Source organism: Streptomyces sp. B15, from assembly GCF_018070605.1.
Lineage (GTDB): Bacteria > Actinomycetota > Actinomycetes > Streptomycetales > Streptomycetaceae > Streptomyces > Streptomyces smyrnaeus.
Window position 1 is genome coordinate 46,365 of record NZ_JAGPXJ010000020.1, and the last position, 26,048, is coordinate 72,412.

The 26,048-nt window shown below is 70.2% G+C and carries 18 protein-coding genes; 10 read left to right on the top strand and 8 right to left on the bottom strand.

Going from position 1 to position 26,048, the window contains the following annotated elements; translation table 11 throughout:
• Positions 1 to 28: 28 nt before the first annotated feature.
• Positions 29 to 2,998, top strand: coding sequence for an FAD-binding and (Fe-S)-binding domain-containing protein (locus KBY19_RS12250; protein ID WP_210965754.1), 2,970 nt, complete (start codon positions 29 to 31; stop codon positions 2,996 to 2,998).
• Positions 2,999 to 3,141: 143 nt separating this feature from the next.
• Here the strand turns inward: KBY19_RS12250 and KBY19_RS12255 are convergent, their stop codons facing one another.
• A complete protein-coding gene (locus tag KBY19_RS12255) occupies positions 3,142 to 4,635 on the bottom strand; it encodes an alpha-amylase family protein (protein ID WP_247690900.1) in 1,494 nt (497 codons plus the stop codon).
• Positions 4,636 to 4,955: 320 nt separating this feature from the next.
• Here KBY19_RS12255 and KBY19_RS12260 point away from each other — a divergent pair, with 320 nt between their 5' ends.
• Positions 4,956 to 6,281, top strand: a complete 1,326-nt coding sequence (locus KBY19_RS12260) for a Gfo/Idh/MocA family protein (RefSeq protein WP_210957559.1) — start codon at positions 4,956 to 4,958, stop codon at positions 6,279 to 6,281.
• A gap of 6 nt (positions 6,282 to 6,287) precedes the next feature.
• On the opposite strand, the gene KBY19_RS12265 is transcribed toward KBY19_RS12260, so the two are convergent.
• Positions 6,288 to 7,145 carry a L,D-transpeptidase family protein gene (locus KBY19_RS12265; RefSeq protein WP_210965755.1) on the bottom strand — a complete coding sequence of 286 codons (858 nt, stop codon included), beginning with the start codon at positions 7,143 to 7,145 and terminating at the stop codon, positions 6,288 to 6,290.
• Between the two features lie 223 nt (positions 7,146 to 7,368).
• Between KBY19_RS12265 and KBY19_RS12270 the strand changes: the two genes are divergently transcribed.
• Complete coding sequence (locus KBY19_RS12270; RefSeq protein WP_210965756.1) at positions 7,369 to 9,414, top strand: ABC transporter ATP-binding protein; 2,046 nt, start codon at positions 7,369 to 7,371, stop codon at positions 9,412 to 9,414.
• A 65-nt stretch (positions 9,415 to 9,479) separates the two neighbouring features.
• Positions 9,480 to 11,255 (top strand): ABC transporter ATP-binding protein, encoded by a 1,776-nt coding sequence (locus KBY19_RS12275; RefSeq protein ID WP_185019617.1) that lies wholly within the window; start codon positions 9,480 to 9,482, stop codon positions 11,253 to 11,255.
• A gap of 26 nt (positions 11,256 to 11,281) precedes the next feature.
• On the opposite strand, the gene KBY19_RS12280 is transcribed toward KBY19_RS12275, so the two are convergent.
• Positions 11,282 to 12,079 (bottom strand): metal-dependent hydrolase, encoded by a 798-nt coding sequence (locus KBY19_RS12280; protein WP_099885713.1) that lies wholly within the window; start codon positions 12,077 to 12,079, stop codon positions 11,282 to 11,284.
• 175 nt (positions 12,080 to 12,254) lie between these two features.
• Between KBY19_RS12280 and KBY19_RS12285 the strand changes: the two genes are divergently transcribed.
• Together KBY19_RS12285 and tesB are read left to right on the top strand one after the other, a co-directional pair.
• Positions 12,255 to 14,783, top strand: a complete 2,529-nt coding sequence (locus KBY19_RS12285; protein WP_099885712.1) for an RNA helicase — start codon at positions 12,255 to 12,257, stop codon at positions 14,781 to 14,783.
• A 64-nt stretch (positions 14,784 to 14,847) separates the two neighbouring features.
• A complete protein-coding gene (tesB, locus tag KBY19_RS12290) occupies positions 14,848 to 15,783 on the top strand; it encodes an acyl-CoA thioesterase II (RefSeq protein WP_247690901.1) in 936 nt (311 codons plus the stop codon).
• A gap of 126 nt (positions 15,784 to 15,909) precedes the next feature.
• Here tesB and KBY19_RS12295 read toward each other — a convergent pair whose 3' ends face one another.
• Positions 15,910 to 16,908 carry a DUF6397 family protein gene (locus KBY19_RS12295; protein ID WP_210965757.1) on the bottom strand — a complete coding sequence of 333 codons (999 nt, stop codon included), beginning with the start codon at positions 16,906 to 16,908 and terminating at the stop codon, positions 15,910 to 15,912.
• Positions 16,909 to 17,010: 102 nt separating this feature from the next.
• Positions 17,011 to 17,403 carry a roadblock/LC7 domain-containing protein gene (locus KBY19_RS12300; protein ID WP_099886967.1) on the bottom strand — a complete coding sequence of 131 codons (393 nt, stop codon included), beginning with the start codon at positions 17,401 to 17,403 and terminating at the stop codon, positions 17,011 to 17,013.
• Between the two features lie 183 nt (positions 17,404 to 17,586).
• On the opposite strand from KBY19_RS12300, the gene KBY19_RS12305 reads away from it, so the two are divergent.
• The gene (locus KBY19_RS12305; RefSeq protein ID WP_180289836.1) at positions 17,587 to 18,201 is read left to right on the top strand and encodes a class I SAM-dependent methyltransferase; all 615 of its coding nucleotides are present in this window, start codon (positions 17,587 to 17,589) and stop codon (positions 18,199 to 18,201) included.
• A gap of 87 nt (positions 18,202 to 18,288) precedes the next feature.
• Here KBY19_RS12305 and KBY19_RS12310 read toward each other — a convergent pair whose 3' ends face one another.
• Positions 18,289 to 19,209, bottom strand: a complete 921-nt coding sequence (locus KBY19_RS12310; protein WP_185018914.1) for an oxygenase MpaB family protein — start codon at positions 19,207 to 19,209, stop codon at positions 18,289 to 18,291.
• 136 nt (positions 19,210 to 19,345) lie between these two features.
• Here KBY19_RS12310 and KBY19_RS12315 point away from each other — a divergent pair, with 136 nt between their 5' ends.
• Positions 19,346 to 20,137 (top strand): hypothetical protein, encoded by a 792-nt coding sequence (locus KBY19_RS12315; RefSeq protein WP_099885708.1) that lies wholly within the window; start codon positions 19,346 to 19,348, stop codon positions 20,135 to 20,137.
• 198 nt (positions 20,138 to 20,335) lie between these two features.
• Here the strand turns inward: KBY19_RS12315 and KBY19_RS12320 are convergent, their stop codons facing one another.
• Positions 20,336 to 20,518 carry a hypothetical protein gene (locus KBY19_RS12320; protein WP_099885707.1) on the bottom strand — a complete coding sequence of 61 codons (183 nt, stop codon included), beginning with the start codon at positions 20,516 to 20,518 and terminating at the stop codon, positions 20,336 to 20,338.
• Between the two features lie 260 nt (positions 20,519 to 20,778).
• Between KBY19_RS12320 and KBY19_RS12325 the strand changes: the two genes are divergently transcribed.
• Together KBY19_RS12325 and KBY19_RS12330 are read left to right on the top strand one after the other, a co-directional pair.
• Positions 20,779 to 23,745 (top strand): DEAD/DEAH box helicase, encoded by a 2,967-nt coding sequence (locus KBY19_RS12325; RefSeq protein WP_210965758.1) that lies wholly within the window; start codon positions 20,779 to 20,781, stop codon positions 23,743 to 23,745.
• Positions 23,746 to 23,816: 71 nt separating this feature from the next.
• Entirely contained in the window at positions 23,817 to 25,151 is a 1,335-nt protein-coding gene (locus KBY19_RS12330; protein ID WP_247690907.1) for an SWF or SNF family helicase, read from the top strand.
• A 58-nt stretch (positions 25,152 to 25,209) separates the two neighbouring features.
• On the opposite strand, the gene KBY19_RS12335 is transcribed toward KBY19_RS12330, so the two are convergent.
• The gene (locus KBY19_RS12335) at positions 25,210 to 26,010 is read right to left on the bottom strand and encodes an SGNH/GDSL hydrolase family protein (RefSeq protein ID WP_099885706.1); all 801 of its coding nucleotides are present in this window, start codon (positions 26,008 to 26,010) and stop codon (positions 25,210 to 25,212) included.
• Positions 26,011 to 26,048 lie beyond the last annotated feature (38 nt).

Here is a 26,048-nt window from a genome sequence, read left to right on the forward strand (position 1 = left end):
CCAATCCCCTGTGCGCCCTGGAGATGCCATGCCGCTGCTCGAACCCAAGGCCGGCGCGCTGCGTCCGCGGACCGGCGCGGGCCACTCCCCCGCCGCCGACCGGGTCCCCGACGAGCTGGCGCAGGGCACTCCGCAGCCGCTGCGGAGCGATCTGGAGCGGCTGCTGGGTAGCGGAAAAGTGCTCTCGAAGGTCTCCGACCTGGTGCGCTACGCCTCGGACGCGAGCCCGTACCGCTTCATCCCGCAGGTCGTCGTGCTCGCCGAGGACGTGACCGACATCGCCGCGGTGCTGGACTACGCGCGGCGGAACGGCCGGGGCGTCGTCTTCCGCGCCGCGGGGACGTCACTCAACGGGCAGGCCCAGGGTGAGGACATCCTGGTCGACGTGCGGCGCCACTGGGCGGGTGTGGAGGTGCTGGCGGAGGGCGAGCAGGCCAGGATCCGGCCGGGGACCACCGTCTTCCGGGCCAACGCCTCGCTGGCGGCCCACGGTCGGCTGCTCGGCCCCGATCCGGCCTCTGCCATCGCGTGCACGGTGGGCGGCGTGGTCGCCAACAACGCCTCCGGGATGACGGCGGGCACCACACGCAACTCCTACCGCACCGTCGCCTCCCTCACCTGCGTCCTGCCCAGCGGCACGGTCGTGGACACGGCGGACCCGGCGGCGGACGAGAAGCTCGCACGCGCCGAGCCCGCGCTCTGCGAGGGCCTGCTGGCGCTCAAGTCCGAGATCGAGGCCGACGCCGCCCTGGTCTCCCGCATCCGGGCCAAGCACGAGCTGAAGAACACCAACGGATACCGGCTGGACGCCTTCTTGGACGGCACCACTCCGGTGGAGATCCTGCGCGGGCTGATGGTGGGCTCCCAGGGCACCCTCGGCTTCCTCGCCGAGTTCGTCTTCGACACCCTCCCACTGCACCGGCGCACCTCCACCGGACTGTTCTTCTTCCCGTCGCTGTCGGCGGCAGCCGCCGCCGTGCCGCGTTTCAACGCGGCCGGGGCGATGTCCGTCGAGCTCATGGACGGGAACACGCTGCGCGCCTCGGTCAGTGTCTCCGGGGTGCCGCAGGACTGGGCCGAACTGCCGAAGGAGACCACCGCGCTGCTGGTGGAGTTCCGCTCCCCCGACGACGCCGTACGCGAGGAGCGGGAAAAGGCGGCACGTAAGGTGCTGGCCGGGCTGGAGCTGGTCGCCCCCGTCGCCTCCGTCACCAACGAGTTGACGCGCGACCCGGCCACAATCGCGTCGTACTGGAAGGCACGCAAGGCATTCGTCACCGCGGTCGGCGGCTCCCGCCCCTCCGGCACCACACTGATCACCGAGGATTTCGCCGTACCGCCCTCCCGGCTGGCCGAGGCGTGCGAGGCCCTGCTGGAGCTCCAGGAGCGGCACGGCTTCGACGCGGCTGTCGCGGGCCACGCCGCACACGGCAATCTGCACTTCCTGCTGGCCTTCGACGCGGGCGATCCGGACGACGTCCAGCGCTATGCCGCCTTCATGGACGAGTTCTGCCGCATGACCGTGGAGCGGTTCGACGGCTCCCTCAAGGCCGAGCACGCCACCGGCCGCAACATCGCGCCGTTCCTGGAACTGGAGTGGGGCAGCAAGGCGACCGAGCTGATGTGGCGCATCAAGCGACTGCTGGACCCGACCGGGGTCCTGGCGCCCGGCGTACTGCTGGACCGTGACCCGCGGGCGCATCTGCGCGGCCTGAAGTCGATTCCGGGCGTGGAGGCTCTGGCCGACCCGTGCATCGAGTGCGGCTTCTGCGAACCGACCTGCCCCAGCGAGGATCTGACCACCACGCCGCGCCAACGGATCGTGCTGCGCCGCGAGATGATGCGCCAGCCCGGTGACTCGCTGGTGGGTGAGAACCTGCTGGCGAGCTACGGGTACGACGCCGTCGACACCTGCGCGGGCGATTCCACCTGCAAGCTGGACTGCCCGGTCGGAATCGACACCGGTGCGCTGATGAAGACGTTCCGGCACGCCCGGCACTCGCCCCGCGAGGAGCGCAACGCCGAGCGCACGGCGCGGCACTTCGCGCGGGTGGAGCGCTCGGCGCGGTTGGCGGTGGCCGCCGCCGACCAGCTCCGCAGACGTCTGCGGGGACGCGAGGGCGATCTCGGGGACCGGCTGCTCGGCGCGGTCACCGGCGCCGCCCGCAAAGCGGTCCGCCCCGATCTGGTGCCCGAGTGGCTGCCGGAGATCCCGGCCCCGGCCGCCAAGCGGCTCCCGGCGACAAGCAGACAGCTCGCCACCGCCGTGTACTACCCGGCGTGTGTGAACCGGATCTTCGGCGACCCGGACGGTTACTCGGGACTGTCGCTTCCGGAGGCCGTGGTCACCGTCTCGGCACGGGCCGGCCGGCCGGTGTGGATCCCGAAGGACGTCACCGGCACCTGCTGCTCGACGATCTGGCACTCCAAGGGCTACGAGGCCGGCAACACCCTGATGGCCAACCGCATGGTGGAGGCCGCCTGGCGGTGGACCGACGGCGGCGAACTCCCCCTTGTGGTCGACGCCTCCTCCTGCACCCTGGGCATCGCGGAAGAGGTCGTGCCCTACCTGACACCGGCCAACCGCAAACTTCACGAACGACTGACGGTTCTGGACTCGCTCGTCTGGGCCGCGCGGGAGTTGCTGCCCCGCCTCACGATCGAGCGGCGCGTCGACTCCGCCGTGCTTCATCCCACGTGCTCGATGCGGCACCTGGGCGACGAGGCGGAGCTGCGCGAGGTCGCCGAGGCGTGCGCGGAGGAGGTCGTCGTGCCGCTGGACGCGGGATGCTGTGCCTTCGCGGGCGACCGCGGGCTGCTGCACGAGGAACTGACCGCCTCCGCGACGGCCCGAGAGGCTGCCGAGGTGACGGCGCGCTCCTACGACGCCTACCTGTCGGCCAACCGGACGTGCGAGATAGGCCTCGACCACGCGACCGGCAATCAGGGCTACCACTCGGTCATCCAGGAGTTGGAATTGGCCACCCGGCCCCGCTGATCCGCGGTGACCCCATACCGGGGTCCGTCTGCTCGGCGGTACGGCACACGTCCGTCTGCTCGGCGGTACGGCACACGTCGGTCGGCTGCTCGTCGGCGCCACACACATGGGGCGGGCCGCCCCTCGGCGGCCCGCCCGGTGCATCAGCCGGTCGCGTCCACATGCAGGGCGACGGCCCCGTGCGCCGGAACAGTCAGCTGCGCACTGCCATCGGCAGCGACCTCGACCTTCTGCGCGCAGCCGCCCTGCGCGGCGGCGACGTTGCAGTACGTACCGGCGGGCAAGGAGGTCCGGAAGGTCCTGCTCACCCCTCCATCGCCGTTGTTGAGGGCGACGAACCCCTTGTCACCGCGTCCGAAGGCGAGGGCCTGCCCCTCGGACCACCAGTTCGTCAGCTCCGCCGAGCCGACCGCGTTGCGGAAGCCGACCATGCCGGTGATCTCAGGCTTGGCGTGGATGCCGGTCCACCCCTCGTCGCCGCTGGGCGGTCCGGCGTCGTGATCGCTGAACGCGTAGCCGGAGAAGACGTTGGGCGAGCCGTAGGGATGGGCCAGCTGGAAGACGTTGGCGAGCGTGTAGGCCGCGCCGTCCTTGTAGGTGAGAGTGGAGCCGTTGCGTTCGGTGTCCCAGTTGTCGACGAACGTGCGAGCGTCGCCGCTGCCCAGCATTCCGTCGCCGATGGTCCGCAGGGAACCGAGGTCGCCGCCCTGGAAGGCGCTCTTGAGCCGACGGCCGTAGCGGAACTCGTCCACGTCGCCGATGTCGGTGTACTCATCGGGCTGCACGGCCTCCCCGTCACCGTGGATGACCTCACTGACCCAGAAACCGGGGTCCTGGGACATCTTCGCCTTGATGGCCGCCACATCGGCTGCCGCCATGTGCTTGGCCGCGTCGATTCGGAAGCCGGCCACGCCGAGGGAGCGCAGGTCGTCGAGGTAGCCGGCGATGGCGGTTCGTACCTTCTCGTTGCCGGTGTCGAGGTCGGCCAGGCCCACGAGTTCGCAGTTCTGCACGTCGTCGCGGTTGGTGTAGTCGGTGATGTTCTTCCGGCAGGTGTGGAAGTCGCCGTCCTGGTAGGTGCCCGGGTAGCCGTACTTGGTGTACTGGGTGCCTCCGGTTCCGGTGCCCGAACCGGAGGTCATGTGGTTGATGACGGCGTCCGCGATGACCTTGACCCCTGCGGCCTCGCAGGTGTCGACCATCTGCGCGAAGTCGGCACGGTCACCGAGTCGACCTGCGATCTTGTAGCTGACCGGCTGGTACGACGTCCACCATTGATCGCCCTGGATGTGCTCCGTGGCGGGTGAGACCTCGACGTAGCCGTAACCGGCGGGGCCGAGAGTGTCCCTGCACTCCCGGGCGACGGAGGTGAACGGGCGCTCGAACAGCGTCGCGGTGACGCTCTTTCCGCCGGGCGGTGCGGCCTGGGTGAGCGAACGCTGCGCTGCTGCGGCCGGCGCGAAGGTGGGGGGCGTTTCCGGTCGAGACGCCTGCCCGGACGGGGCCTGCGCGGGGGCGGCTTGCGCGGGGACGGTCGGCATGGAGCGGGCCGCCTGTGCGTGCCAAGGCGTTGCCGCCATCAGGCCGCTTGCCGCCAGCACTCCCGCCGTACTGACGCTGAGCAGTCGTTTTCTCATCGTGCGGCTCCTTCGGTGTGCGGGCATGGGGATGCCCGGGAAGGCAGCCAGGCGCCTGGGCCACCGTGGGGGGATGTGAACGGTCCGCCCACAAGGGGCCGTTCACAGGTGGTACGGCCGGGAGCCTGCCGCTGTCGGAGAGCGGCGTCAAGAGAGTACGCAAGAAATTCCAGTCAATTGCAGCAAGATCTTACGGAGCCGAAAGTCCATCCACGAGCAACGAAGGTCCAAGTACGCGCTCTTGCGCACCACTGGTCTCAACCAGCAGGGTCCTGAGCCGAGTTCACGCATCCGACGTGCACACAGCTGCGGGAGAGCCGATGAGTGACGAGCAAGGATTCAGCCGCCGTTCAGTCCTGCGGAGCGCCGGGGACAGCGCGAGCGCCGCCATGGCGCCACCCCGCCGGGGCAGGACGATGATCGGCGTACCGTTCGAGGAGCGGACCACCGTCCGGGTCGGGCTGATCGGTCTGGGGCAGCGTGGCGGCAGCATGATCGACCTGTTTCTGGCGCTGGAAGGCGTGCGTGTGGTCGCGCTGTGCGACCCGGTGCGGGAGAAGACGGAACGCGCCGCGAAGAAGGTCACCGACGCCGGACAGCCCGCGCCCGCCCTCTACACCAAGGGCGATCACGACTTCGAGAAATTGTGCAGACGCGGGGATCTCGACTTCGTGTATGTGGCCACCCCCTGGGACTGGCACTTCGAGATGGCCAAGGCCGCGCTGAAGGGCGGCAAGCACGTCGGCGTCGAGTGCCCCATCGCGATGGAACTGGACCAGCTGTGGGAACTGGTCGACCTCTCCGAACAGACCCGTAGGCACTGCATGCAGTTGGAGAACTGCGTGTACGGGCAGAACGAGATGCGCGTCCTGCGGATGGCGCACGAGGGGCTCTTCGGCGATCTGCTGCACAGCGCCGGGGCCTACCTCCACGACCTGCGCGGGCTGATGTTCGACGCGGACTACTACGAAGGGCCGTGGCGCCGGAAATGGCATACGCGGCTCAAGGGCGACCTCTATCCGAACCACGGCTTCGGCCCCGCCGCCAACTACATGGACGTCAACCGCGGCGACCGCGCGGTCCGTATCACCACTTTCGGCTCCCCCTCACTCGGCCTGGCAGCCTACCGCGAGGAGCACATGCCACCCGGCCACGAGAGCTGGAAGGAGACCTATGTAAAGAGCGATATGTCGATCAGTCTCGTCCAGACGGCCAAGGGCAGGGTCATCCGGCTCGAACACGACGTCTCCAACCCGCACCCCTACTCCCGCCTCAACATCCTCGGCGGCACCAAGGGCGTCTTCGAGGACTACCCGCCCCGCATCTATCTGGAGCCGGACATGTCCGGTGACGAGTGGGGCGACTTCGACAAGTACAAGGAGCACGACCACTGGCTGTGGAAGGAACACTCCGATCCGCCCGGCGGGCACGGCGGTATGGACTACATCATGCTGTTCCGCCTGACACAGTGCATGCGTCTCGGGCTGGTGCCCGACTTCGACGTCTACGACGCGGCGACCTGGACCTCCCCCGTGCCGCTCAGCCACGCCTCGATCAAGGCAAAGGGCACCCCGCAGGAGATACCCGACTTCACCCGAGGGCTGTGGCGGAAGAAGCGCCCGGGCGTCGACTCGAAGAAGCCCTGAGCCGACTCAGCGCTTGAGTGACGCCTTGTCCCCCATCACCACGACGGGGTGTTTGTCCGGGCTCAGAGTGCGCAACAGGGTTCGCATACCGGACTTGGACAGGCTCACACACCCTGATGTGCCGCTGCCGTGATCCATGTGCAGCCAGATGCTGCCCCCCTTGGCCTTGCCCTGCGGCCTGGTCGGGTCGAGGGGGGACGTGCTTTTGACACGGTTGTAGTCGATGGCGATCACATGGTCGAAGTCGTGCCGGGTCTTCTTCGGCCAGTAGGAGGGAGGCGTGAACGCCGAGGTCTGCGTGTACGGCAGCTTGGCGTCCGGCTCCGGCAGTACGCCCCCCGCGTCGGAGAGCGTGAACACGCCCACAGGGCTGCGCTTGTCGCCCTCGTGATGGTCGTTCGTCCAGCCCTTCTTGCCGTTGTGCGCCGCCCAGCTGTGCTCCTCACGCCACTTCTCGCCGTGCCGCGTGTAGAGCCGCACCGTCGCGTCGGCGGAATCCTTGCCCTTGCCCTCCACGGCCACCACCTGCTCGGCGTTGTCCGGGACCTTCGCCTGGAGGCGGTCGCCCACCCGGGGAATCCGGGTGGGGTGCTTGGCCAGTTCGGCCTGCGGGGAGAGCTCGGACGCCGTTGCCTTCTTCGCGCTGCCGGAGCCCTGGTCACCGCCGCCGCTCCCGCCACCGCTGTCCCCGCCGCAGCCGGAAAGCAGCAAGGCCAGCACCGTGCCGCCCGCCGCGGCCACCACTGCCGCCCTGGCCCTCGCGCGCCCTGGGGCCCGGACCTGGGCCACCTCGCGGGGCCGTGCTGCCGCAGCCCCGTGCCGACCCGTCCCGGTGCCTGTACGTCCTGCCGCGCGCATGCCCATAGCCCCCATCTTCGCATTGGCCGGAAGTGTGCCGGCGTCCGGGAAAACCCGTTGCCAATCCGCGGGTGACCGGGTGGGATCGGCGCACACCCGCAGGACCTCTGCCGCCTGCCCGCATGCCCGCCTTCCGTGTGCCGCCGTCCCTGCTCGTGCCCGTACCAGCCTCCGCACCTGTGCCCGTACCGCTCCCCGAGCTCGTGCGGTTCCGAGACCTTGGAACGTCATGCAGATTCGCGATCTCCCTTACAGCGACCCCGGCGTTCCCGACGTCAGGTCGGGTTTCCGGCTGCTCCTTTGGCTTGGGCGCATGCAGTTGGGCGGACAGCTCAAGGCGCTGGGCTGGGGGGTGCTGCAGCTCGCCTCGATCGCCTCGTTCCCCGCCGTCGCCGGGCTGGCCGTGACCGCCGTGGTGCACAACTCGGGCAGCGACCTGGCACTGGCCGGGGCCGCGATGGCAGTGGTGACCGTAGCGGTGACAGTCGGCGACACCATGCTGCACAGGGTCGCCGTCACCAACTGGATCACCGCGGCAGCACGCATCCAGCAGCTGCTGGCACGCCGCACGGCGGCCCTGGGCGCCACCCTCACCCGCCGCGTCGCCGCCGGGGAAGTGGTCGCGGTATCGACCGGCGACATCGAGCGTATCGGCTGGTGCGTCGAGGCGGTCTCCCGCTTCAGCGCCGCTCTGCTGACGACCCTGGGTGTCTGCGCCGCGCTGGTGGTCTACCAGCCGCAGCTGGGGCTGCTGGCCTGCGCGGGCATGCTCGCCCTGGCGCTGACCGTGCTGCCACTGCTGCCGAGAGCCACCCGGCGTGCCGACACACAACGCGAGCGGGCGGGACGGGCGACGGAGCTGGCCGCCGACACGGTCGCCGGCCTGCGGGTGCTGCGCGGCATCGGTGGTGAGGACCTCTTCCTCGACCGTTACCGGCGAGCCTCCCAGCAGGTGCGGCACGCAGCCGTGCGCACGGCGCGGATGTGGTCGTTCATCGAGGCGCTCCAAGTGGCACTGCCGGGGCTGCTGCTGGTCGGCGTCGTGTGGTACGGCGCCCGGCTGGCGCTGGACGGACGGATCGCGGTGGGTGAACTGGTCATGGTCTACGGCGCGGTCAGCTTCCTGCTCCTTCCGCTCCAGCTCTTCGGCGAGTTCGCCATGTCGTACTCCTTCTCCCGTCCGTCCGCCACCCGCGCCGCACGGGTGCTGGGTCTGCGGCGGCCCGGCGAGGACCACGACGCGGCGCGAGCCGGCATACCCACGGAGGAGGGACAGGTCCAGGCAGCGACTGCCGAGACGCGAGCCCCGGTGGGGCTGTACGACCCCGGCACCGGCCTGCACGCCCCGCCCGGACAGCTCACCGCGGTCGTCTGTGGTGACCCGGACGCTGCCGGGCGTCTCGCGGAACGGCTGGGCGGGCACCCCGCTTCCGAGGCCGACGTTTCCGGCGGGAGTGACGCGGAAGCCTGGGCCGGGAGTGACACGGCTGATGTGGAGGGGAGCGACGCGGCTGTCCATGGTCGGAGCGACGCGGCCGTCCTGGGTGGGAGCGCCCGAGAGCCCGGCGAGGAAGACCGGGCCGGAGCGGTGCACCCGGAAGCCGACCGGACGGGAGACGGCGAGGAGCGGGACGCACCCGCCTCGGTGCTGCTGGACGGGGTGCCGCTCGACGGTATGCCGCTGGAGCAGGCTCGGGCCGCCGTCCTCGTACAGGACAAGGACCCGGTACTGCTCTCGGGCACACTCGCCGAGTTGCTGGACGTGCCCTCCTCCGGCCAGGTGACTTCCGCCCAGGTGCTCGAGGCCGCCCAGTGCGGCGATGTCCTCAAGGCGCTGGTGCAGGGCAGCCCGGACGCCGACGGTGATCCGATGCGGGCCCGGATCACCGAACGGGGACGGTCCCTCTCCGGCGGCCAACGCCAACGTCTCGCGCTGGCGCGGTCACTGCTCACCGACCCGGAAGTACTGATCCTGGACGAACCCACCTCGGCCGTCGACTCCCACACGGAAGCACGCATCGCCCGCGAGCTCGTCAAACTCAGGTCCGGGCGGACGACCGTGGTCTTCTCCTCCAGCCCGCTGCTGCTCGACCGCGCCGATCGGGTCGTCTTCGTCGATGGAACGGCTGCCGCGGTCACCGGCACCCACCGGCAGCTCCTCCACTCAGACGCGGCATACCGGACCGTGGTCACCCGCGAGCCGCAGGACGCCGCTCCGGTGCGGGCGGGCCGGCGGACCAAAGCCGCACATACCGAGGGAGTCGAATCCGCGTGAGCCCCCAGAGCACTACGGCGACGAGTGAGGAACGCCCGGACCCCCGGCAGTGGCGCACCCGGCGCATCGGCGTGCCCGAACCCGACTACGACCCGTCGGCCCCCGAGGACGTCACGATCCTCCCGGTCGGCTCCCCCGCGACGGTCCGGTCCTATGTGCGTGAGCTGCTGCGGCGGCACCGGCGTTCGTTCCTGCTGATCGTGGCCGTGAACAGCGTCGCCGTCGTGGCGTCGATGGTGGGGCCGGCGCTGCTGGGCGGGCTCGTGGACGATCTGGCAGCCGGAGATCGCGAGCTGCAACTGGGGCGCATCACCGTCTGGTTCACACTCGCGCTGCTGGTGCAGACGGTCTTCACCCAGCAGGTGCGGCTGCGTGGCGCGATGCTGGGCGAGGAGATGCTCGCCGACTTGCGTGAAGACTTCCTCGTCCGCTCCGTGGGGCTGCCGCCCAGCGTGCTGGAACGGGCCGGGACGGGCGATCTGCTCTCCCGGATCACCACCGATATCGACCGGCTGGCCGACGCCATGCGGAAGGCCGTCCCTCAGCTGGCGATCGGCCTGGTGTGGGCCGCGCTGCTGATCGGGGCACTGTGTGTCACCGCGCCGCCGTTGGCGTTGACCGTGGTGCTCGCGCTGCCCGTGCTGGTCGTCGGCTGTCGGTGGTACTTCCGCCGGGCACCGCACGCCTACCGCGCGGAGGCCGCAGGATACGCGGCGGTGGCGGCGGCACTCGCCGAGACGGTGGACGCGGGCAGGACCGTGGAGGCCCACCGGCTGGGCGCACGCCGGGTGGCGCTCTCCGAGCGCCGCGTCGCCGAGTGGACGGCCTGGGAGCGCAGGACACTGTGGCTGCGCACGGTGCTCTTCCCCACCGTCAATCTCAGCAACATGCTGATCATGGGTGGCGTACTGCTGCTGGGCGGTGTCTTCGTCCTCCAGGGGTGGATCAGCGTCGGACAGCTGACGACCGGCGCCCTGCTCGCCCAGATGCTGGTCGAGCCCGTGGGGCTGATCCTGCGCTGGTACGACGAGCTCCAGGTCGCCCAGGTCTCGCTCGCCCGGCTGGTGGGGGTGCGGGAGATCGAACCGGAAGGCGGCAGCGGCACCGCGCCCGAGGGTAAGGAGGTGCGCGCCAGGGAGGTGCGCTTCGGCTACCACGCGGATGTCGATGTGCTGCACGGGGTCACGCTGGAGGTCGCCCCCGGCAGCCGCGTCGCGCTGGTCGGCCCGTCGGGCGCCGGGAAGTCGACGCTGGGACGGCTGCTGGCCGGTATCTACGGACCGCGGCGAGGCGAGGTCACCCTGGGCGGCGCCGAGTTGAGCGAGCTGCCCGCCGAGGAGGTGCGCCGCCATGTGGCGCTGGTCAACCAGGAGCACCACGTCTTCGTCGGTACCCTGCGCGACAACCTGCTGCTCGCCCGGCAGGGCGCCGAGGACGCGGAGCTGTGGGCCGCGCTGGGCGCGGTCGACGCCGACGGCTGGGTGCGGGCGCTCGGGGACGGGCTGGACAGCGAGGTCGGTTCGGGCGGGCTGACCGTCACCCCAGCTCAGGCCCAGCAGATCGCGCTCGCCCGACTGGTGCTGGCCGACCCGCACACCCTTGTACTGGACGAGGCGACGTCCCTGCTGGACCCCCGGGCCGCTCGGCACCTGGAGCGGTCTCTCGCCAAGGTACTGGAAGGGCGCACGGTGGTCGCGATCGCGCACCGCCTGCACACGGCGCACGACGCCGATGTCATCGCCGTGGTGGAGGACGGCCGTATCAGCGAACTGGGCAGCCACCGAACGCTGGTGGCGGCGAACGGCCCGTACGCGGCGCTGTGGCGCTCCTGGCACGGCTGACCCCAGGAGCCGGCCGACGCGACGGGTCAGCTTCCTATGAATCCGAAGGCGACCAGGCTGCCGGCTCCGCCCAGCACCATGAAGGCGGGCATCAGTATGGCGTTCTCGACCCAGGCGCCGGCGCGGAAGCGCATGAAGCGGGGTGTGCCCAGCGGGTACCACCGCTTGCCCGCTATCGGAATCGGCCACAGGACCGGACAGCCGGAGATGGTCAGGGCGTCGCCGATGTTGTGCACCATCGCGCCCAGCACGATGGGCAGCCCCATCCACAGGTACTCCTGGCCGTCTCCGGTCAACAGCCAGTCCGCACCGTTGCCCGGCTTCTCCAGCACCCCGGCCAGGATCCAGGCGCAGGCGGCTCCCAGCAGCCACACCAGCACATCGCTGGAGACCCGGGCCATCCGCCACAGCAGGCCCTCGACAGCGAGCACCACATGGATGAAAAGGATGACCAGCACGGCCCAGCGGTCCCAGATGGCGGCGGCCGCGGAGAAGCCCGTACCTATGAACAGAGCCCAGGGCCAGGTGTGGGTGAGTGTGCGGTGGCCTCCGGAGCGGCGCCGCTCGCCCCGCGAGCGAGTGCCGTTGTAGACAGCGGTGGACAGCTTGTCGACCACGCCGCACAAGACGTGGGAGAGAGGGCCGAAGGCCCGGGAGATGGTGGCGGACTTCTGGTCGAGGTCGGGCGCCAACGCGGCGCCCGCGCACAGCAGCGCGCCGACGACCACCACCGGCCAGGGCATCGGATGGTCCAGCACAGCCGCGGCGGCCCCTACGCCGAGCCAGGCAGCTGCTCCCGACAGCGAGTGCGCCGGTCCCATCATGCGTATCCCCGCCCTGTCCTTCGTATCGCGTGCCTCGCGGCTCCGCCGCCGGGCCCGCGCCCCGCGCCCCCGCGCTGCTCCCGTTCGGGTCTGACGCCCGTTCGACGACACAGCGTAGCGCCCGGTGATCATCGAGAACCCACCGGTTCCCTGATCGGCCGGGGCAGCAGGCAGTATGGGGGGCGTGACAGCCACCCTTATCGACCAGATGCCGAGCGACGCCGATCCCGATGCCCTTTTCGAGGCTTTCTCCGGATGGGCGGAAGAGCGGGGTATCTCGCTCTATCCCGCCCAGGAGGAGGCACTGATCGAGGTGGTCTCGGGGGCGAACGTGATCCTGTCGACCCCGACGGGTTCGGGTAAGAGTCTGGTCGCGGCAGGGGCTCACTTCGCCGCACTCGCACAGGACAAGGTCACCTTCTACACGGCTCCGATCAAGGCACTGGTCTCGGAGAAGTTCTTCGACCTGTGCAAGCTCTTCGGCACTGAGAACGTCGGCATGCTCACCGGTGACGCCTCGGTCAACGCGGACGCTCCTGTCATCTGCTGCACCGCCGAAGTGCTCGCCTCCATCGCGCTGCGTGACGGAGCGAATGCCGACATCGGCCAGGTGGTGATGGACGAGTTCCATTTCTACGCCGAGCCCGACCGGGGCTGGGCCTGGCAGATCCCGCTGCTGGAGCTGCCGCAGGCGCAGTTCATCCTGATGTCGGCGACGCTGGGCGATGTCTCCCGCTTCGAGGAGGACCTGACCCGCCGCACCGGCCGCCCCACGGCGGTCGTGCGCTCCGCGACACGCCCGGTTCCGCTGTCGTACGAGTACCGCACGACGACGCTGACGGAGACGCTGACCGAGCTGCTGGAGACCCACCAGGCGCCGGTCTACATCGTGCACTTCACGCAGGCGCAGGCCGTGGAGCGGGCACAGGCACTGATGAGTATCAATATGTCGACCCGCGCGGAGAAAGACGAGATCGCCAAGGTCATCGGCAATTTCCGCTTCACCACCAAGTTCGGCCGCAACCTCTCCCGCTACGTGCGGCACGGCATCGGCGTGCACCACGCGGGGATGCTGCCGAAGTACCGGCGGCTGGTCGAGCGGCTTGCGCAAGCAGGGCTGCTGAAGGTCATCTGCGGCACGGACACCCTCGGTGTCGGTGTCAACGTCCCCATCCGGACGGTGCTGTTCACCGCGCTCACCAAGTACGACGGCAGCCGGGTGCGCACACTGCGCGCCCGCGAGTTCCACCAGATCGCGGGCCGGGCCGGACGCGCGGGCTTCGACACCTCCGGCTTCGTCGTCGCCCAGGCCCCCGAGCATGTGATCGAGAACGAGAAGGCGCTCGCGAAGGCGGGGGACGACCCGAAGAAGCGCCGCAAGGTGGTGCGCAAGAAGGCCCCGGAGGGGTTCGTCAGCTGGGGTCAGCAGACCTTCGAGAAGCTGATCGCCTCCGACCCGGAGCCGTTGACCTCCCGCTTCCGGGTGACGCACGCCATGCTGCTCTCCGTGATCGCCCGCCCCGGTGACGCGTTCACCCAGATGCGGCGGCTGCTGGAGGACAACCACGAGGACCGCCGCTCCCAGCTGCGGCACATTCGCCGGGCCATCGCCATCTACCGCTCGCTGCTGGACGGCGGCATCGTCGAGCGGCTGGACGAGCCGGACTCCGAGGGCCGCACCATCCGACTGACCGTCGACCTCCAGCAGGACTTCGCCCTCAACCAGCCGCTCTCCACCTTCGCCCTCGCTGCTTTCGAGCTGTTGGACCCCGAGTCGCCCTCCTACGCGCTGGACATGGTCTCGGTCGTCGAGTCGACGCTGGACGACCCGCGCCAGATCCTCGCCGCGCAGATGAACAAGGCCAAGGGCGAGGCCGTGGCCCAGATGAAGGCCGACGGGATCGAGTACGAGGAGCGGATGGAGCGGCTGATGGACATCAGCTACCCCCAGCCCCTCGAAGAGCTGCTCTTCCACGCCTACGGGCTCTACCGCAAGTCCCACCCATGGGTCGGGGACCATGCGCTCTCCCCGAAGTCGGTCATCCGCGACATGTACGAACGCGCGATGACCTTCAGCGAGTTCGTCTCCTTCTACGAGCTCGCCCGCACGGAGGGCATCGTCCTGCGCTACCTGGCCGGCGCCTACAAGGCTCTCGAGCACACCGTCCCCGACGACCTCAAGTCGGAAGACTTCCAGGACATCGTCGAGTGGCTCGGTGAGATGGTCCGGCAGGTCGACTCCAGTCTGCTGGACGAGTGGGAGCAGCTGGCCAACCCGGAGGACGAGACGGCGGAGGAGGCCCAGGAACGCGCCGACCAGGTCAAGCCGGTCACCGCCAATCCCCGGGCCTTCCGGGTCCTGGTGCGCAACGCGATGTTCCGCCGGGTGGAGCTGGCCGCCATGGACAAGGTCGCCGAGCTGGGCGACCTCGACGGGGAGGCCGGCTGGGACGAGGACGCGTGGGCCGATGCCATGGACGCCTACTGGGACGAGTACGACGAGCTGGGCACCGGGCCGGACGCCCGTGGTCCGCGTCTGCTGAAGATCGAGGAGGTCCCGGAGGACCGGCTGTGGCGCGTCCGGCAGACTTTCGCCGATCCGCGTGGCGATCATGACTGGGGTATCTCGGCCGAGGTCGATCTCGTCGCCTCGGACGAGGAGGGTCGTGCGGTGGTCAAGGTGACCGACGTCGGCCCGATGTGAGTGCGGCACCCAGCGCGCTTCCCAGCGCGACTGCCGACCCGGACGTGAGAGAGGAACGCATGAGATGACCGGGCCCAGCCCTGCCGAACGCCTTGTCGATCTGCTGAACCTCGAAGAGATCGACCTCAACATCTTCCGGGGCCGGAGTCCCCACGAGTCACTCCAGCGGGTCTTCGGCGGGCAGGTGGCCGGACAGGCACTGGTGGCGGCGGGGCGGACCGTGGACGAGGAGCGCCCCGTGCACTCGCTGCACGCGTACTTCCTGCGTCCTGGCATCCCCGGAGTGCCGATCGTGTACCAGGTGGAGCGGGTCCGGGACGGGCGGTCCTTCACCACGCGCCGCGTGGTCGCCGTCCAGCAGGGCCGCACGATCTTCAATCTGACCGCCTCCTTTCATATTCGAGAGCCCGGTTTCGAGCACCAGATGCCGATGCCGCGGGTGCCGGAGCCCGAGAGCCTTCCGCAACTCGCGGACGAGATCCGAGAGCGCCTGGGCTCGCTGCCTGTGCCGCTGGAGCGCATGGCCCGACGACAGGCTTTCGACCTGCGCTACGTGGACCGGCTGCGGTGGAACCCCTCCGAGCTCGAAGGGGTCGAGCCGCGCAGCGCGGTGTGGATGCGCGCGATCGGGTCCCTCGGTGACGACCCGCTCGTGCACACCTGCGCACTGACCTACGCCAGCGACATGACGCTGCTCGACGCGGTACGCCTGCCCGTCGAGCCGCTGTGGGGGCCGCGGAACTTCGATACCGCCTCGTTGGACCACGCCATGTGGTTCCATCGGCCGTTCCGTGCCGACGAGTGGTTCCTCTACCAGCAGGAGTCACCCATCGCCACGGGTGCGCGGGGTCTTGCCCGGGGCCAGATCTTCGACCGCGAGGGCAGGTTGATCGTCTCCGTGATGCAGGAGGGGCTGTTCCGCCCGCACCGCCCCGAGCGGAACGAGACGCCCCCTGCTCCGGCTCAGGAGGAGGCCCAGGGGCAGGCCACCTCGCCCTGAGCCCTTCGCCGGTTGCTCGGCCGGCCTGGTGGGTCCGCGCGGCGCGGGAGCACCCGGCGAACCTGGGCGGCACAGGAGCGGCGCCGGGAACGGCTCCGGTTCACCGGGGCCCACCAAGCCACCACTTCACCGGGCCGGGCGAGCGGCGGGCTTCGGCCTGCGGCGCCGCAGCAGCGACCAGCGCCGCCGGGGAACCGCGACGGAAGGGGGTCCCGCAACCGGCCGCGCGGTACCGGGATCGGGCCGTGCGCCCACCTCCGGAACCGGCTGGAGGGGATGCCCTTCCTCCAGGTCGGGCGCCGACCGGGACGTGGCCCAGGGGCGGAGGGCAGGCGCGGCTGCGACCGCCTCGGCGGCCCTGGCCGTCTCCAGCTCCGCGTCCAGCAGGAACCGGTGCCAACGGACCTCCTCCTCGCCCTCGGCAAGACACAGCTCCGCCAGGGTGTCCCGGGTGGCCTTCGAAACGCTGCGCACCTCCAGGAAGCACGGGCGCAGCGTCTCGAGCCGGGCCCGCTCGCCGGGGTCGGGCACGGCCTCGGCGATAGTGGCGTCGTCCAGCACACTCGCTCGTACCGCAGCCTGCTCCCAGGGGCCGGCGGCGTGCCGCACCAACTGGTTGAGGCGCCGCTGCCGCCAGCAGCGGGCTCGATGGTCGGTGCCGGCCTGGAGCTTTGCCCGCATACCCGCCGGCAGCCGTCCGGTCAGCAGCGTCGGATTGTTCTCCGCGAAATCCCGCAGTTCTGCCACCAGATAGAGCCACACCACCGTGCGATACCGGTTCACATAGAAGCTGGCCGGGCCGAAACAACCGGCCCTGGCGAGGCGGGCGAACCGGGCCGGGCTGATGTCCAGCAGTTCGGAGGCCTCACTCGCGCCCATGACGCGCAGCCGCTCCCGCAGCCCGCCGGGGAAATCCGGCGCCCCCTTGATCCGCTCCAGCTCTTGGCGTGGCACCCGGCGGGCTCCTCCCGGCGGCCCCGGCACCGTGCGTACATGCTCGGTCTGCACCGCCAGTTCGAACTCTTTGGGACGCAGCCCCAGCTCCTTCGCGGCCGTGCGCATCGCCACGTCGGCCGCGTGGCGGAACGGCGCCGGCGCGCGGCGGTCCCCAGGCTTGGCTCGCATATCGTCATCCCCCGTCGGTACTCGGCTACCTTGCGTGAAAACGACGATAGCCCGCTGCCGCGATTCCCGCCGAGCCTGTGGATAACTTTGCGGAACCGCAGGTCAGTTACCGTTTCGCGCTGCCAGCCCCAAGTGTTCGCCGACGCGGTTGACCAAAAGTGTCATCTCGTAGGCGACTTGGCCGATGTCCGCTTCGGCTTCGGCGAGGACGCACAGACAGCTGCCGTCCCCGGCGGCCATCACGAAGAGCACTCCCTCATCGAACTCGATCATGGTCTGGCGCACTCGTCCGGCCTTGAAGTGCTGACCGGACCCCTTGGCCAGGCTGTGCAGCCCGGACGAGACCGCGGCCAGATGCTCCGCGTCCTCCCGCTCCAGATCGTGGCTGCTCCCGGTCACCAACCCGTCGTTGGAGAGGACCAGCGCGTGCCGGACCGACGAGATCCGCTTCGTGAGGTCGTCCAGCAACCAGTCGAGTCCCGTGTTCAGTGCCACCACGCGCCCCCTTTTCCTCGGCATCTGCCGTGCCACCCTTACCCACAAGAGCACAGTGAGCAACCACAAGGTCCTGTTCTGTTGCGCACAGTTACTCCCCTGTCGCACCTGTCACAACGGCATCGCCGAACGGAAGTGCAGGCTTCCACTCCTCATCTGCCCGCACGCGGGAAGATGAGGAGCATGACACACGACTTGGCAGACGACCGGGCGGCGGTCCGGGCCTTCTTCGGCGAGCGGGCCGCGCGCTGGGACACCCGGTTCCCCGACGATGGTCCGGCGTTCGCCGCGGCCGTGGAGGAAACCGCCCTGCGGCCCGGCGACACGGTGCTCGACGCGGGGTGCGGCACCGGGCGGGCCCTACCCGAGCTGCGTGCCGCGGTGGGCCCGGACGGAACCGTGCTGGGCGCCGACCTCACTCCCGCGATGCTGGACGAGGCCGTCCGGGCCGGTCGGCACCGGACTGCCACGCTGCTGCTCGCGGACGTCTCCCGACTGCCGTTGCGGGACCGCTGTCTGGACGCCGTGTTCGGAGCCGGGCTGATCTCCCACCTCCCCGGCCCGGACAGCGGACTGCGCGAACTGGCCCGCGTGGTACGCCCGCAGGGCCGTCTGGCGCTCTTCCACCCGGTGGGCCGCGCCGCGCTGGCGGCCCGGCAGGGCAGGCAGATCACCCCGGACGACATCCGGGCCGAACCGCGCTTGCGTATCCTGCTGGCCGCCACCGGCTGGCGGTTGCTGTCGTACGTGGACCGGGACGACCGGTATCTCGCACTCGCCGAGCGGGAAGCGGAGTGACCCACCGGGCGTGCCGGGGCCTGAGACCTCTCGGTGCGCAGGCGTGGGAAGTCCGGGCTCCAACGCACAGCCCCGCCGCCCCGCCTGTCAGGAGCGCCCCGGTTCTTCCTTCGGCACATTCGGCACATGAGGCACCGGGCAGGCCGAGACGCCTCCGGCCGGGAAGGTGCCGAGGTCCGCGATGCGGTAATCGCCCGGGTAGCCGGGGTAGCTCTTGATCTCCGGATTCTGCCGGGCGTAGTGCGGCCTGCGGCGAGGCGGCATCAGCCGGACGCCCCGCCCCCGGAGCCGCAGCGCACCCCTCGTCAGTCGACGGGCGAGCCCCCCGGGCTCGTCGTAGCGGAAGGCCCGTAGCAAGGAGTCGTCCAGCAGGGCCAGGCTGGCACCGCGCACCACGGGGGCGAGCGGACGCGGATACCAGGAGGCCATCAGATCAAGGGTCGCATCGGAGACTTTCCGCGCCCCTTCGTCCCACCCGAAGTGGGTCTCTTCGTAGGAGTCGAGAAAGTCCTCGAACTCCTCGTGGCTGCGGGGGATCTCTTTGATGCCCATGTGGCGCCCGAGCGTGCGGTAGTAGTGGCTGACGGCCCGCAGCTCGTGATGGGTCAGACGGCGCCAGCCGTAGGTGTCGAGCCAGCGCTTGGGCATGACGACGAATGTGCACAGGACGTAACGCATGTCGTCGTCGGTGATGTCGTAGGCGCGGTGCATCTGGTTGATCCGGCGGATGGCCGTGCGCCCCTGCGCGCTCTCGAAGCCGTGCTCGACGACGGTGTCCAGGAGGAGCGCAGTGTCGTCGTAGCGCTTCTGCGAGTGGTCGGTCAGCTCGGCGGTACGGGCCAGCAGTCTGCCGATGCTGGGTACGGCGTAGGTCCGGTACAGGGCGAGTTCGAGAGCTCGGGTGAAGTCCCAGGGGAACTCATAGGCGGCGATCAGTCGGTAGATCTCGTGCGAGTCCTCTTCCGGGTCCAGCTGGAGGATGTGCCTGAGCCGGTCGTAGCGCCGCACGTGGTGCCCCTCTCATCGGATTCACTGCGTCTGTCACGGACACATTTCGGCTGCCTGCCGCGGACCCATTCCATCTGTCGCGGACGCGCTCCGAGGGCTATCGTCACCGAGATCCGCCAGGAAGGGGAGGTCACCGGTGGCCGCGGAAGAGGAAGATTCGCTCTATGTGCTGACTGCCGTGCTGCTGACGCCCGCGCAGTTCCCGAGTGTGCTGGGGGACGACTACCCCGCGGCATGCGCCGTGCTGGGGCTGGAGCCCTACGCCGAGGGGTACGGGCTGGTACTGGGGCAGGACGGCACCGGTGCGCGCTGGACCGTGGTGACCGAGGACGTGACGCAGGTGGCCTGTGCCGTGGCGGCATGGGACTGTGGCATGGAAGCCGATCTGTCTCCCGACGAACGGGACGTCGCCGCGGTGCTGCCCGGATGGCCGCTGTCGCTCGCCGTCTCCGCACCCGGCCTTCCCGAGCCGCACGACCCCGTGCTGGATGCGGAGCTCGACACGAGCGGCCCGGTGCTCTCGCCGCCGGACACCTCCGGCTGGGGACCCGCCCAGCGGCGTCTCGGTGCGGACGAGATAGCGCTCCAGTGGGCGCAGTGGCGGGCGCAGGTCGAGGAGGACGTGGAGTTCGTGGAGTCGGGAGGAGAAGCCGAAACCGACACCCAGGTGCAGCGTGTCCTGGAGGAAGTGCGGGCCTATCTGGAGACGCCTCCGCCGCCCGGGCGGATACGGTCCGCCTTCGCCTCGGGCGATGCCCGCACGCTGCGCGCGGACGGCCCCGGGTGGAGTGTGGTGGCGCGCACCGACGACATCGCCTTCGTCCTGCTGGACGAAGCGCCCGGTGAGGTGCGCCCGGTGGGCCGCGGTCGTGAACTGCCCGAGCTCCTCTCGGCGCTCGACGGGATCGCACTGCGTCCGGCGGCGTGACGGGCCACACCGAAACATGCCGACGCCTGTCCCCGGCGTGAGTGCGCCCGACACACGTCGTTCCGACGGATCCGCCAGGGGTTGCGATGGATCCATTGCGGCTTCGACGCGCCCTTCAGCGCTCCCCTGCGGCCGGACTCCCGAGCCCGGGCCCCGGCGGAAAGGCCCGGTCAGTGGGGGCAAGGCGTACGGCCACTGCTAGCGGCCGAGTTCCTTGCGGCTGACTCTGCGCAGCCTCCGCCGTTGCGAGGAGTCGAGCGTCAGATAGGCGACCGCGGGGACGCCCACGATCACCAGCAGAGCGATCCAGAACGACGTCAGCCACCACAGCAGCAGTCCGACCGCTACCCCGCCGACGGCGACTTTTGCTCGATTGGTCATCTCGGTACCTCCTCCGCACCGGCGGCACACCCACTGCTGTCCAGTCCGGTATCTCCGCCTCTCACTCCATTGAACGCCATCCGGGCGCGGCGGGTTCCCTCTGCGCCGCCCGCTCGCGGGTTCGCGGCCCCCTGCGCGCGATTTTCCCCGGTGTGTCACACCTGGGCCCGAGGTGATGTACCCTCGACCGCTCCCGCTCGCTAGTCAAATTTGAGGAATGCATCAGCACTGTGGCCGAGACCCTGGCAAGCACTTCCTGGATGTCCCAGCTCACCCACTGTGTGGCCGTCTTTCTGCCCGCAGACCCGCCACGCTGCTCCCGGATCGCCTTCCGGCACCCCGAGGGAGTCTCCCAGCCCACTGACAGAACCCTCCCCGCACCGCCCGGCCCACAGGCCGGCGACGCGGACAGCAACGATCATCGTTCCGCTGAAACCGTCGAGCTGACGGTTGCCGTCCCGACCGAGGGCGGCGTGGAGACCCGCACAGTTCCCGCGGTCACGCTCCCTGTGGCCGTGGCCCTTCCGGTTCTCACCAGGGCGTACGCCGCACGCATGGAGGAGGGCACAGAGCCCACGACGGCCTTCTGGGGCGCCACCGCGCTGTTCGCACTGCGGCTGGCTGCCCAGGGCCGGCTGCTGCCAGGGCTGAGCCCCGCCGGTTTCGATGCCTGGCGGCTGGGCCCGCTCACGAGCGACGACACCACCACAGTGGCGGAACTGGCCGCTGCGATGCCTCCGGACGCGCACGCTGTCCCACTGCCCGGACCCGGTCCGCTCCGCATGCCGGCCCCCGGCCCTTCGGTGCGGAGCTTCCTGGACGCCGTCGCCGACACGCTTCCGCGCACCCCTGCCGCTCCGCTGGCAGTCGGAGCACCAGCCTTCACGGGTGACGAACCACTCGCCGTACCCGAACTGCGGGAATGGGCCGCCGATGTGGCAGCAGGAATCGATGCGGGGGTCCGGCTGTCGCTGCGCATCGAGATCGACGGTCTGCCTCCGACGGACGACGCGCCAGAACGGGGGGTGAGCGAACACAAGACGCAGGAGGGCCGACGGGATCCCGCCTTCCGCGGAGTGCTGCAGCTCCACACCCCGGCCGACAGCACACTGATCGCCGACGCGGCAGAGGTCTGGGCAGGTACGTCGCCCCTCGCCGAGCGGTTCGGCCCACGGGCGCGCACGGACGCGCTGCTCGCGCTGCGTCGGGCGGCGGCAGCCTGGGACGCGCTCACTCCCCTGCTCTCGGCAGCGGTCCCTGACGCGATCGACCTCGCCGACGAGGAAATCGCCGAACTGTTGGGCACCTCGGTGCCCCGCGCACTGGCGGCAGCCGGTGTCCAGGTGCACTGGCCGCGCGAGTTCGCTCGCTCGCTCACCTCACGCGCCGTGATCGGCCCGGGGGACGAGACGGAAGAGACCGGCGCGAGAGGGAAGTCCCCGTACACCGCGGGACTTCCCTCCCAGCTCTCCCCGGACGCACTGCTGCGCTTCGACTGGCGCTTCGCCATCGGGGGCCAGGAGGTGACCCGGGCCGAGCTCGACCAGTTGGCCGAAGCGGGACGGCCACTGGTGCGACTGCGCGACCAGTGGGTGCTCGTCGACCCGGAGGAGATACAGGCAGCCCGACAGCTCGAGGACCACAAGGTCGGCACGCTCGAAGCCCTGAACGCCGTCCTCACCGGTACGGCCGAGCAGAAGGGCGAACGTGTCGAGGTCGAGGCCGCCGGGTGGCTGGAAGCGCTCCGGGAACGGCTCTCCGATCCGGAGCGCCGCGAGGAGCCGCCCTTGCCACCGCCCGCCGAACTGCGGGCCACACTGCGCGACTACCAGTTGCGCGGTCTGGACTGGTTGCACCGGATGACCTCGCTCGGTCTCGGGGGCTGCCTCGCCGACGACATGGGCCTGGGCAAGACCATCACCCTGATCGCGCTCCACCTGCGCAGGCAGCAGACCGAGGAGACCGCCGGTCCAACCCTGGTGGTGTGTCCCGCCTCGCTGATGGGCAACTGGCAGCGGGAGATCGAACGGTTCGCCCCCGGCACCCCTGTACGTCGCTACCACGGTCCGGGCCGCTCCCTTGAGCAGCTGCGCGAGGGCGAGTTCGTGCTGACCACCTACGGCACGATGCGACTGGACGCCGACCGGCTGCTCCCCGGCGAGGGCGAGGTGTGGGGCATGGTCGTCGCGGACGAGGCCCAGCACGTGAAGAATCCGTTCGCCGCCACCGCCGAGGCGCTGCGGACACTTCCCGCTCGGGCACGGGTGGCGCTGACAGGCACACCGGTGGAGAACAACCTCTCGGAGCTGTGGGCGGTCCTCGACTGGACCACCCCTGGGCTCCTGGGTCGGCTCGGCACGTTCCGCAGGCACTACGCGGACGCTGCCGAGGGCGGTGATCCGGTGGCGGCTGAGCGGCTGGTGCGGCTTGTGAGGCCGTTCCTGCTGCGGCGGCACAAGACCGACCCCGGCATCGCGCCCGAGCTGCCTCCGAAGACGGAGACGGACCGGGCGGTCTCTTTGACCACCGAACAGGCCGGGCTGTACGAGGCCGTGGTCCGGGAGAGCCTGGCGGCGCTGCACGGTACCGACGGGTTCGAGCGGCGCGGGCTGGTGGTCAAGCTGCTCACCGCTCTCAAACAGATCTGCAACCACCCCGCGCAGTACCTCAAGGAGGACAGCGGCCGGCTTCCGGGCCGTTCGGGGAAGCTGGAACTGCTGGACGAGTTGCTGGACACCCTTCTCGCGGAGGAGGCGAGCGTGCTCGTCTTCACGCAGTACGTGCAGATGGCGCATCTGCTGGAACGCCATCTGGCTACACGTGGTGTGGCGAGCCAGTGTCTGCACGGCGGCACCCCGGTGGCTCGGCGCGAGGAGATGGTGCGCCGCTTCCAGGAAGGTGCCGCACCGGTGTTTCTGCTCTCCCTCAAGGCAGCCGGAACAGGACTGAATCTCACCCGGGCGAGCCATGTCATCCATTACGACCGCTGGTGGAACCCGGCGGTCGAGGCCCAGGCGACCGATCGCGCCTACCGCATCGGCCAGACCCAGCCCGTACAGGTCCACCGACTCATCACCGAGGGAACCATCGAGGACCGTATCGCCGACATGCTGCGGCGCAAACAGGCACTCGCGGACGCCGTACTGGGCTCCGGCGAGACGGCGCTGACCGAGCTGACGGATGCCGAGTTGGCGGAGCTCGTCGAGCTGCGGAAGGTGGGGCGTTGAGCGAGTACGGGACGACGCACGAAGAGGAAGCGGAGTTGGACGCGAACGGGGGGACGGACGACACCGGCGTGATGGACGACAGCGATCGGATGGACCGTAGCGGATCCGGTGACCGGGAGCGGGTCTTCGCACCGTTGCCCCCTGCTCGTGGCCAGGGCTTCGCCCGCACCTGGTGGGGGCAGACATGGCTGAAGGCGCTCGAGGAGACCGCGCTGGACAACGCACAGCTCAAGCGGGGCCGTGCGTTCGCCCGGAAGGGCGCGGTAGGTGCCGTCTCCGTGCGGCCTGGTCGCATCACCGCCGTGGTGCTCGGCTCGGACCGCACGCCGTGCCGGGCCGATGTGCTGCTGCGCGAGCTGGACGAGAACGAGTGGGAGCGTCTGCTGGAGGTGATCGTCGAGCAGGCCGGCCATATCGCCGCCCTGTTGGACCGCGACATGCCGCCCCGCCTGGTGGAGGACGCGGCAGACGTCGGGATCGAGCTGCTGCCCGGTATCGGTGATTTGGAGCCCGAGTGTGCTTGCGGAGCGTGGGATCACTGTCCGCACACTGCCGCGCTCAGCTACCAGACGGCCCGGCTGCTGGACGAGGACCCGTTCGCGCTGCTGCTGATGCGCGGGCGCGGAGAACGCGAGCTGCTGAACGCCCTTCAGGAGCGCAGCACGGCGAGAGCCGCCGGGCAGACCACCGGCGCCACGGTGACGCCTGCGGAGCAGGAGGAGTCGCAGGGGGTGGAAGCTGCCGAGGCGTTCGCGCTGGGAGTACTGCTTCCCCCGTTGCCCGAACCGCCCTCCCCGGTACGTGAGACAGGGCAGATCACGGCGTTGGAGGGTGGCGCCGCCGGGGCGCCGGGGCTGGACGTCGACGCGCTGACCTTTCTCGCTTCGCACTCCGCCGCGACGGCTCGCCGCATGCTCGCGGAGGCCGTCTCGCCGGGGCACGGCACCCGCCCGCTGCCGCGGCCGCTGACGGCCTGGGAGGATGCCGTACGGCTCGCGGCCGCACAACCTGGACGCGCGGTGGCCTCGCGGCTCGCGGAGGGCTGCGGCCGTACCGAGTCCGAGCTCGCGGTGGCCGTGCGTGCCTGGGAGTTCGGGGGCGCTGAGGCACTGACCGTGCTGGAGGGCGGCTGGTCACCGTCCGACGAGGCGCTGCACCGCGCGGCCGAACAGCTCGACCTCGCCTGGGGGGAGGAGGAGCCCCGCCCCACGCTGCGGGCGTCGGGCGCCTGGTGGACGGCTGTGGGGACGGACGCCCAGCTGCGCTACGGACCGGACGGCCGGTGGTGGCCCTATCGCAGGCGGCAAGGCTCGTGGTGGCCGGCAGGCGGCCCGGAACGGGATCCGGCGGCTGCTTTGTCCGTAGCCCTGGCCGACGAGGCGGAGCCCAGCAGCGGAGCGGCCTGAGCGCGCCTGTGCCGCCGCCCTGTTCCAAGGGCGGCGGCACCGGCGTCGCAGCGGCCTGTCAGGCGAGGCCCTCCAGGACCGGGAGGTAGCCGCCGGACTGTCCGGCCGCGGTGGGGTGATAGGACTCGTCCACGGGGAAGGTGACACTGTGCAGCCACTCGTCACCCGAGCAGATCTCGTGTCCCGTGAAGGTGGGGCGCACGTCGCCGAAGCTGAACCCGTGGTCCGCCGCGCGCTTGGCGGTTACGTCGTTCAGATCGTCGGACGCGGCGTTGATGGCCTCCCGGGACTTCTCGCTGATGCCGACGACGCAGTCGCCGCCGAGCTTGTAGATGTGGGGGTAGCCCAGCACGACGACCTTCGCCGAGGGCGCCTTCTCGGTGATGGCGTTGTAGACGCCGTCGAGCTTGCCGGGCAGGGTGCTGTTGATGTAGTCACGGGCCTGCTGGATGCGCGCCAGACAGGCGCTCTCTCCCTGTGTGACGCAGGTCGTCATGGCGTCGGCGAACCCGGCGTCGTTGCCACCGACGCTGATGCTCACCAGGCCCGTTGACGAGTTGAGGGGGCCGAGCTGACCGGCGAGCACGTCGTCGGTCCGCGCGCCGGAGCAGGCTGTGAAATCGAAGGAGGACGGGGAGTTGGCGGCGTTCCACAGCTTCGGGTACGCGTTCGCGCTCCGCTTGCAGTCGCCCCCCTCGTAGTCCCCGGCGCCCACTCCGGAGGAGTAGGAGTCGCCCAGGGCCACATAGCCGGTGGCGGCAGTCTCTTCGGCGGATGCGGACGCGGCTCCGGTGAGGGAGGAAAGTCCGAGGAAGACGGCGACGGCGGTGGCCGTGGACGCCCATCTGCGCAGCTTCATGGAGCCTCTCAGGGGTAGGCACGGAAGGAACAGCTGTC

Coding starts and splice junctions, on each gene's coding strand:
- KBY19_RS12285 (WP_099885712.1), top strand. CDS start 12,255: ATGGGGGGCGTGACAGCCACCCTTATCGACCAGATGCCGAGCGACGCC.
- KBY19_RS12325 (WP_210965758.1), top strand. CDS start 20,779: ATGTCCCAGCTCACCCACTGTGTGGCCGTCTTTCTGCCCGCAGACCCG.
- tesB (WP_247690901.1), top strand. CDS start 14,848: ATGACCGGGCCCAGCCCTGCCGAACGCCTTGTCGATCTGCTGAACCTC.
- KBY19_RS12295 (WP_210965757.1), bottom strand. CDS start 16,908: ATGCGAGCCAAGCCTGGGGACCGCCGCGCGCCGGCGCCGTTCCGCCAC.
- KBY19_RS12250 (WP_210965754.1), top strand. CDS start 29: ATGCCGCTGCTCGAACCCAAGGCCGGCGCGCTGCGTCCGCGGACCGGC.
- KBY19_RS12255 (WP_247690900.1), bottom strand. CDS start 4,635: ATGAGAAAACGACTGCTCAGCGTCAGTACGGCGGGAGTGCTGGCGGCA.
- KBY19_RS12335 (WP_099885706.1), bottom strand. CDS start 26,010: ATGAAGCTGCGCAGATGGGCGTCCACGGCCACCGCCGTCGCCGTCTTC.
- KBY19_RS12265 (WP_210965755.1), bottom strand. CDS start 7,145: ATGGGCATGCGCGCGGCAGGACGTACAGGCACCGGGACGGGTCGGCAC.
- KBY19_RS12320 (WP_099885707.1), bottom strand. CDS start 20,518: ATGACCAATCGAGCAAAAGTCGCCGTCGGCGGGGTAGCGGTCGGACTG.
- KBY19_RS12280 (WP_099885713.1), bottom strand. CDS start 12,079: ATGATGGGACCGGCGCACTCGCTGTCGGGAGCAGCTGCCTGGCTCGGC.
- KBY19_RS12260 (WP_210957559.1), top strand. CDS start 4,956: ATGAGTGACGAGCAAGGATTCAGCCGCCGTTCAGTCCTGCGGAGCGCC.
- KBY19_RS12305 (WP_180289836.1), top strand. CDS start 17,587: ATGACACACGACTTGGCAGACGACCGGGCGGCGGTCCGGGCCTTCTTC.
- KBY19_RS12330 (WP_247690907.1), top strand. CDS start 23,817: ATGGACGACAGCGATCGGATGGACCGTAGCGGATCCGGTGACCGGGAG.
- KBY19_RS12270 (WP_210965756.1), top strand. CDS start 7,369: ATGCAGATTCGCGATCTCCCTTACAGCGACCCCGGCGTTCCCGACGTC.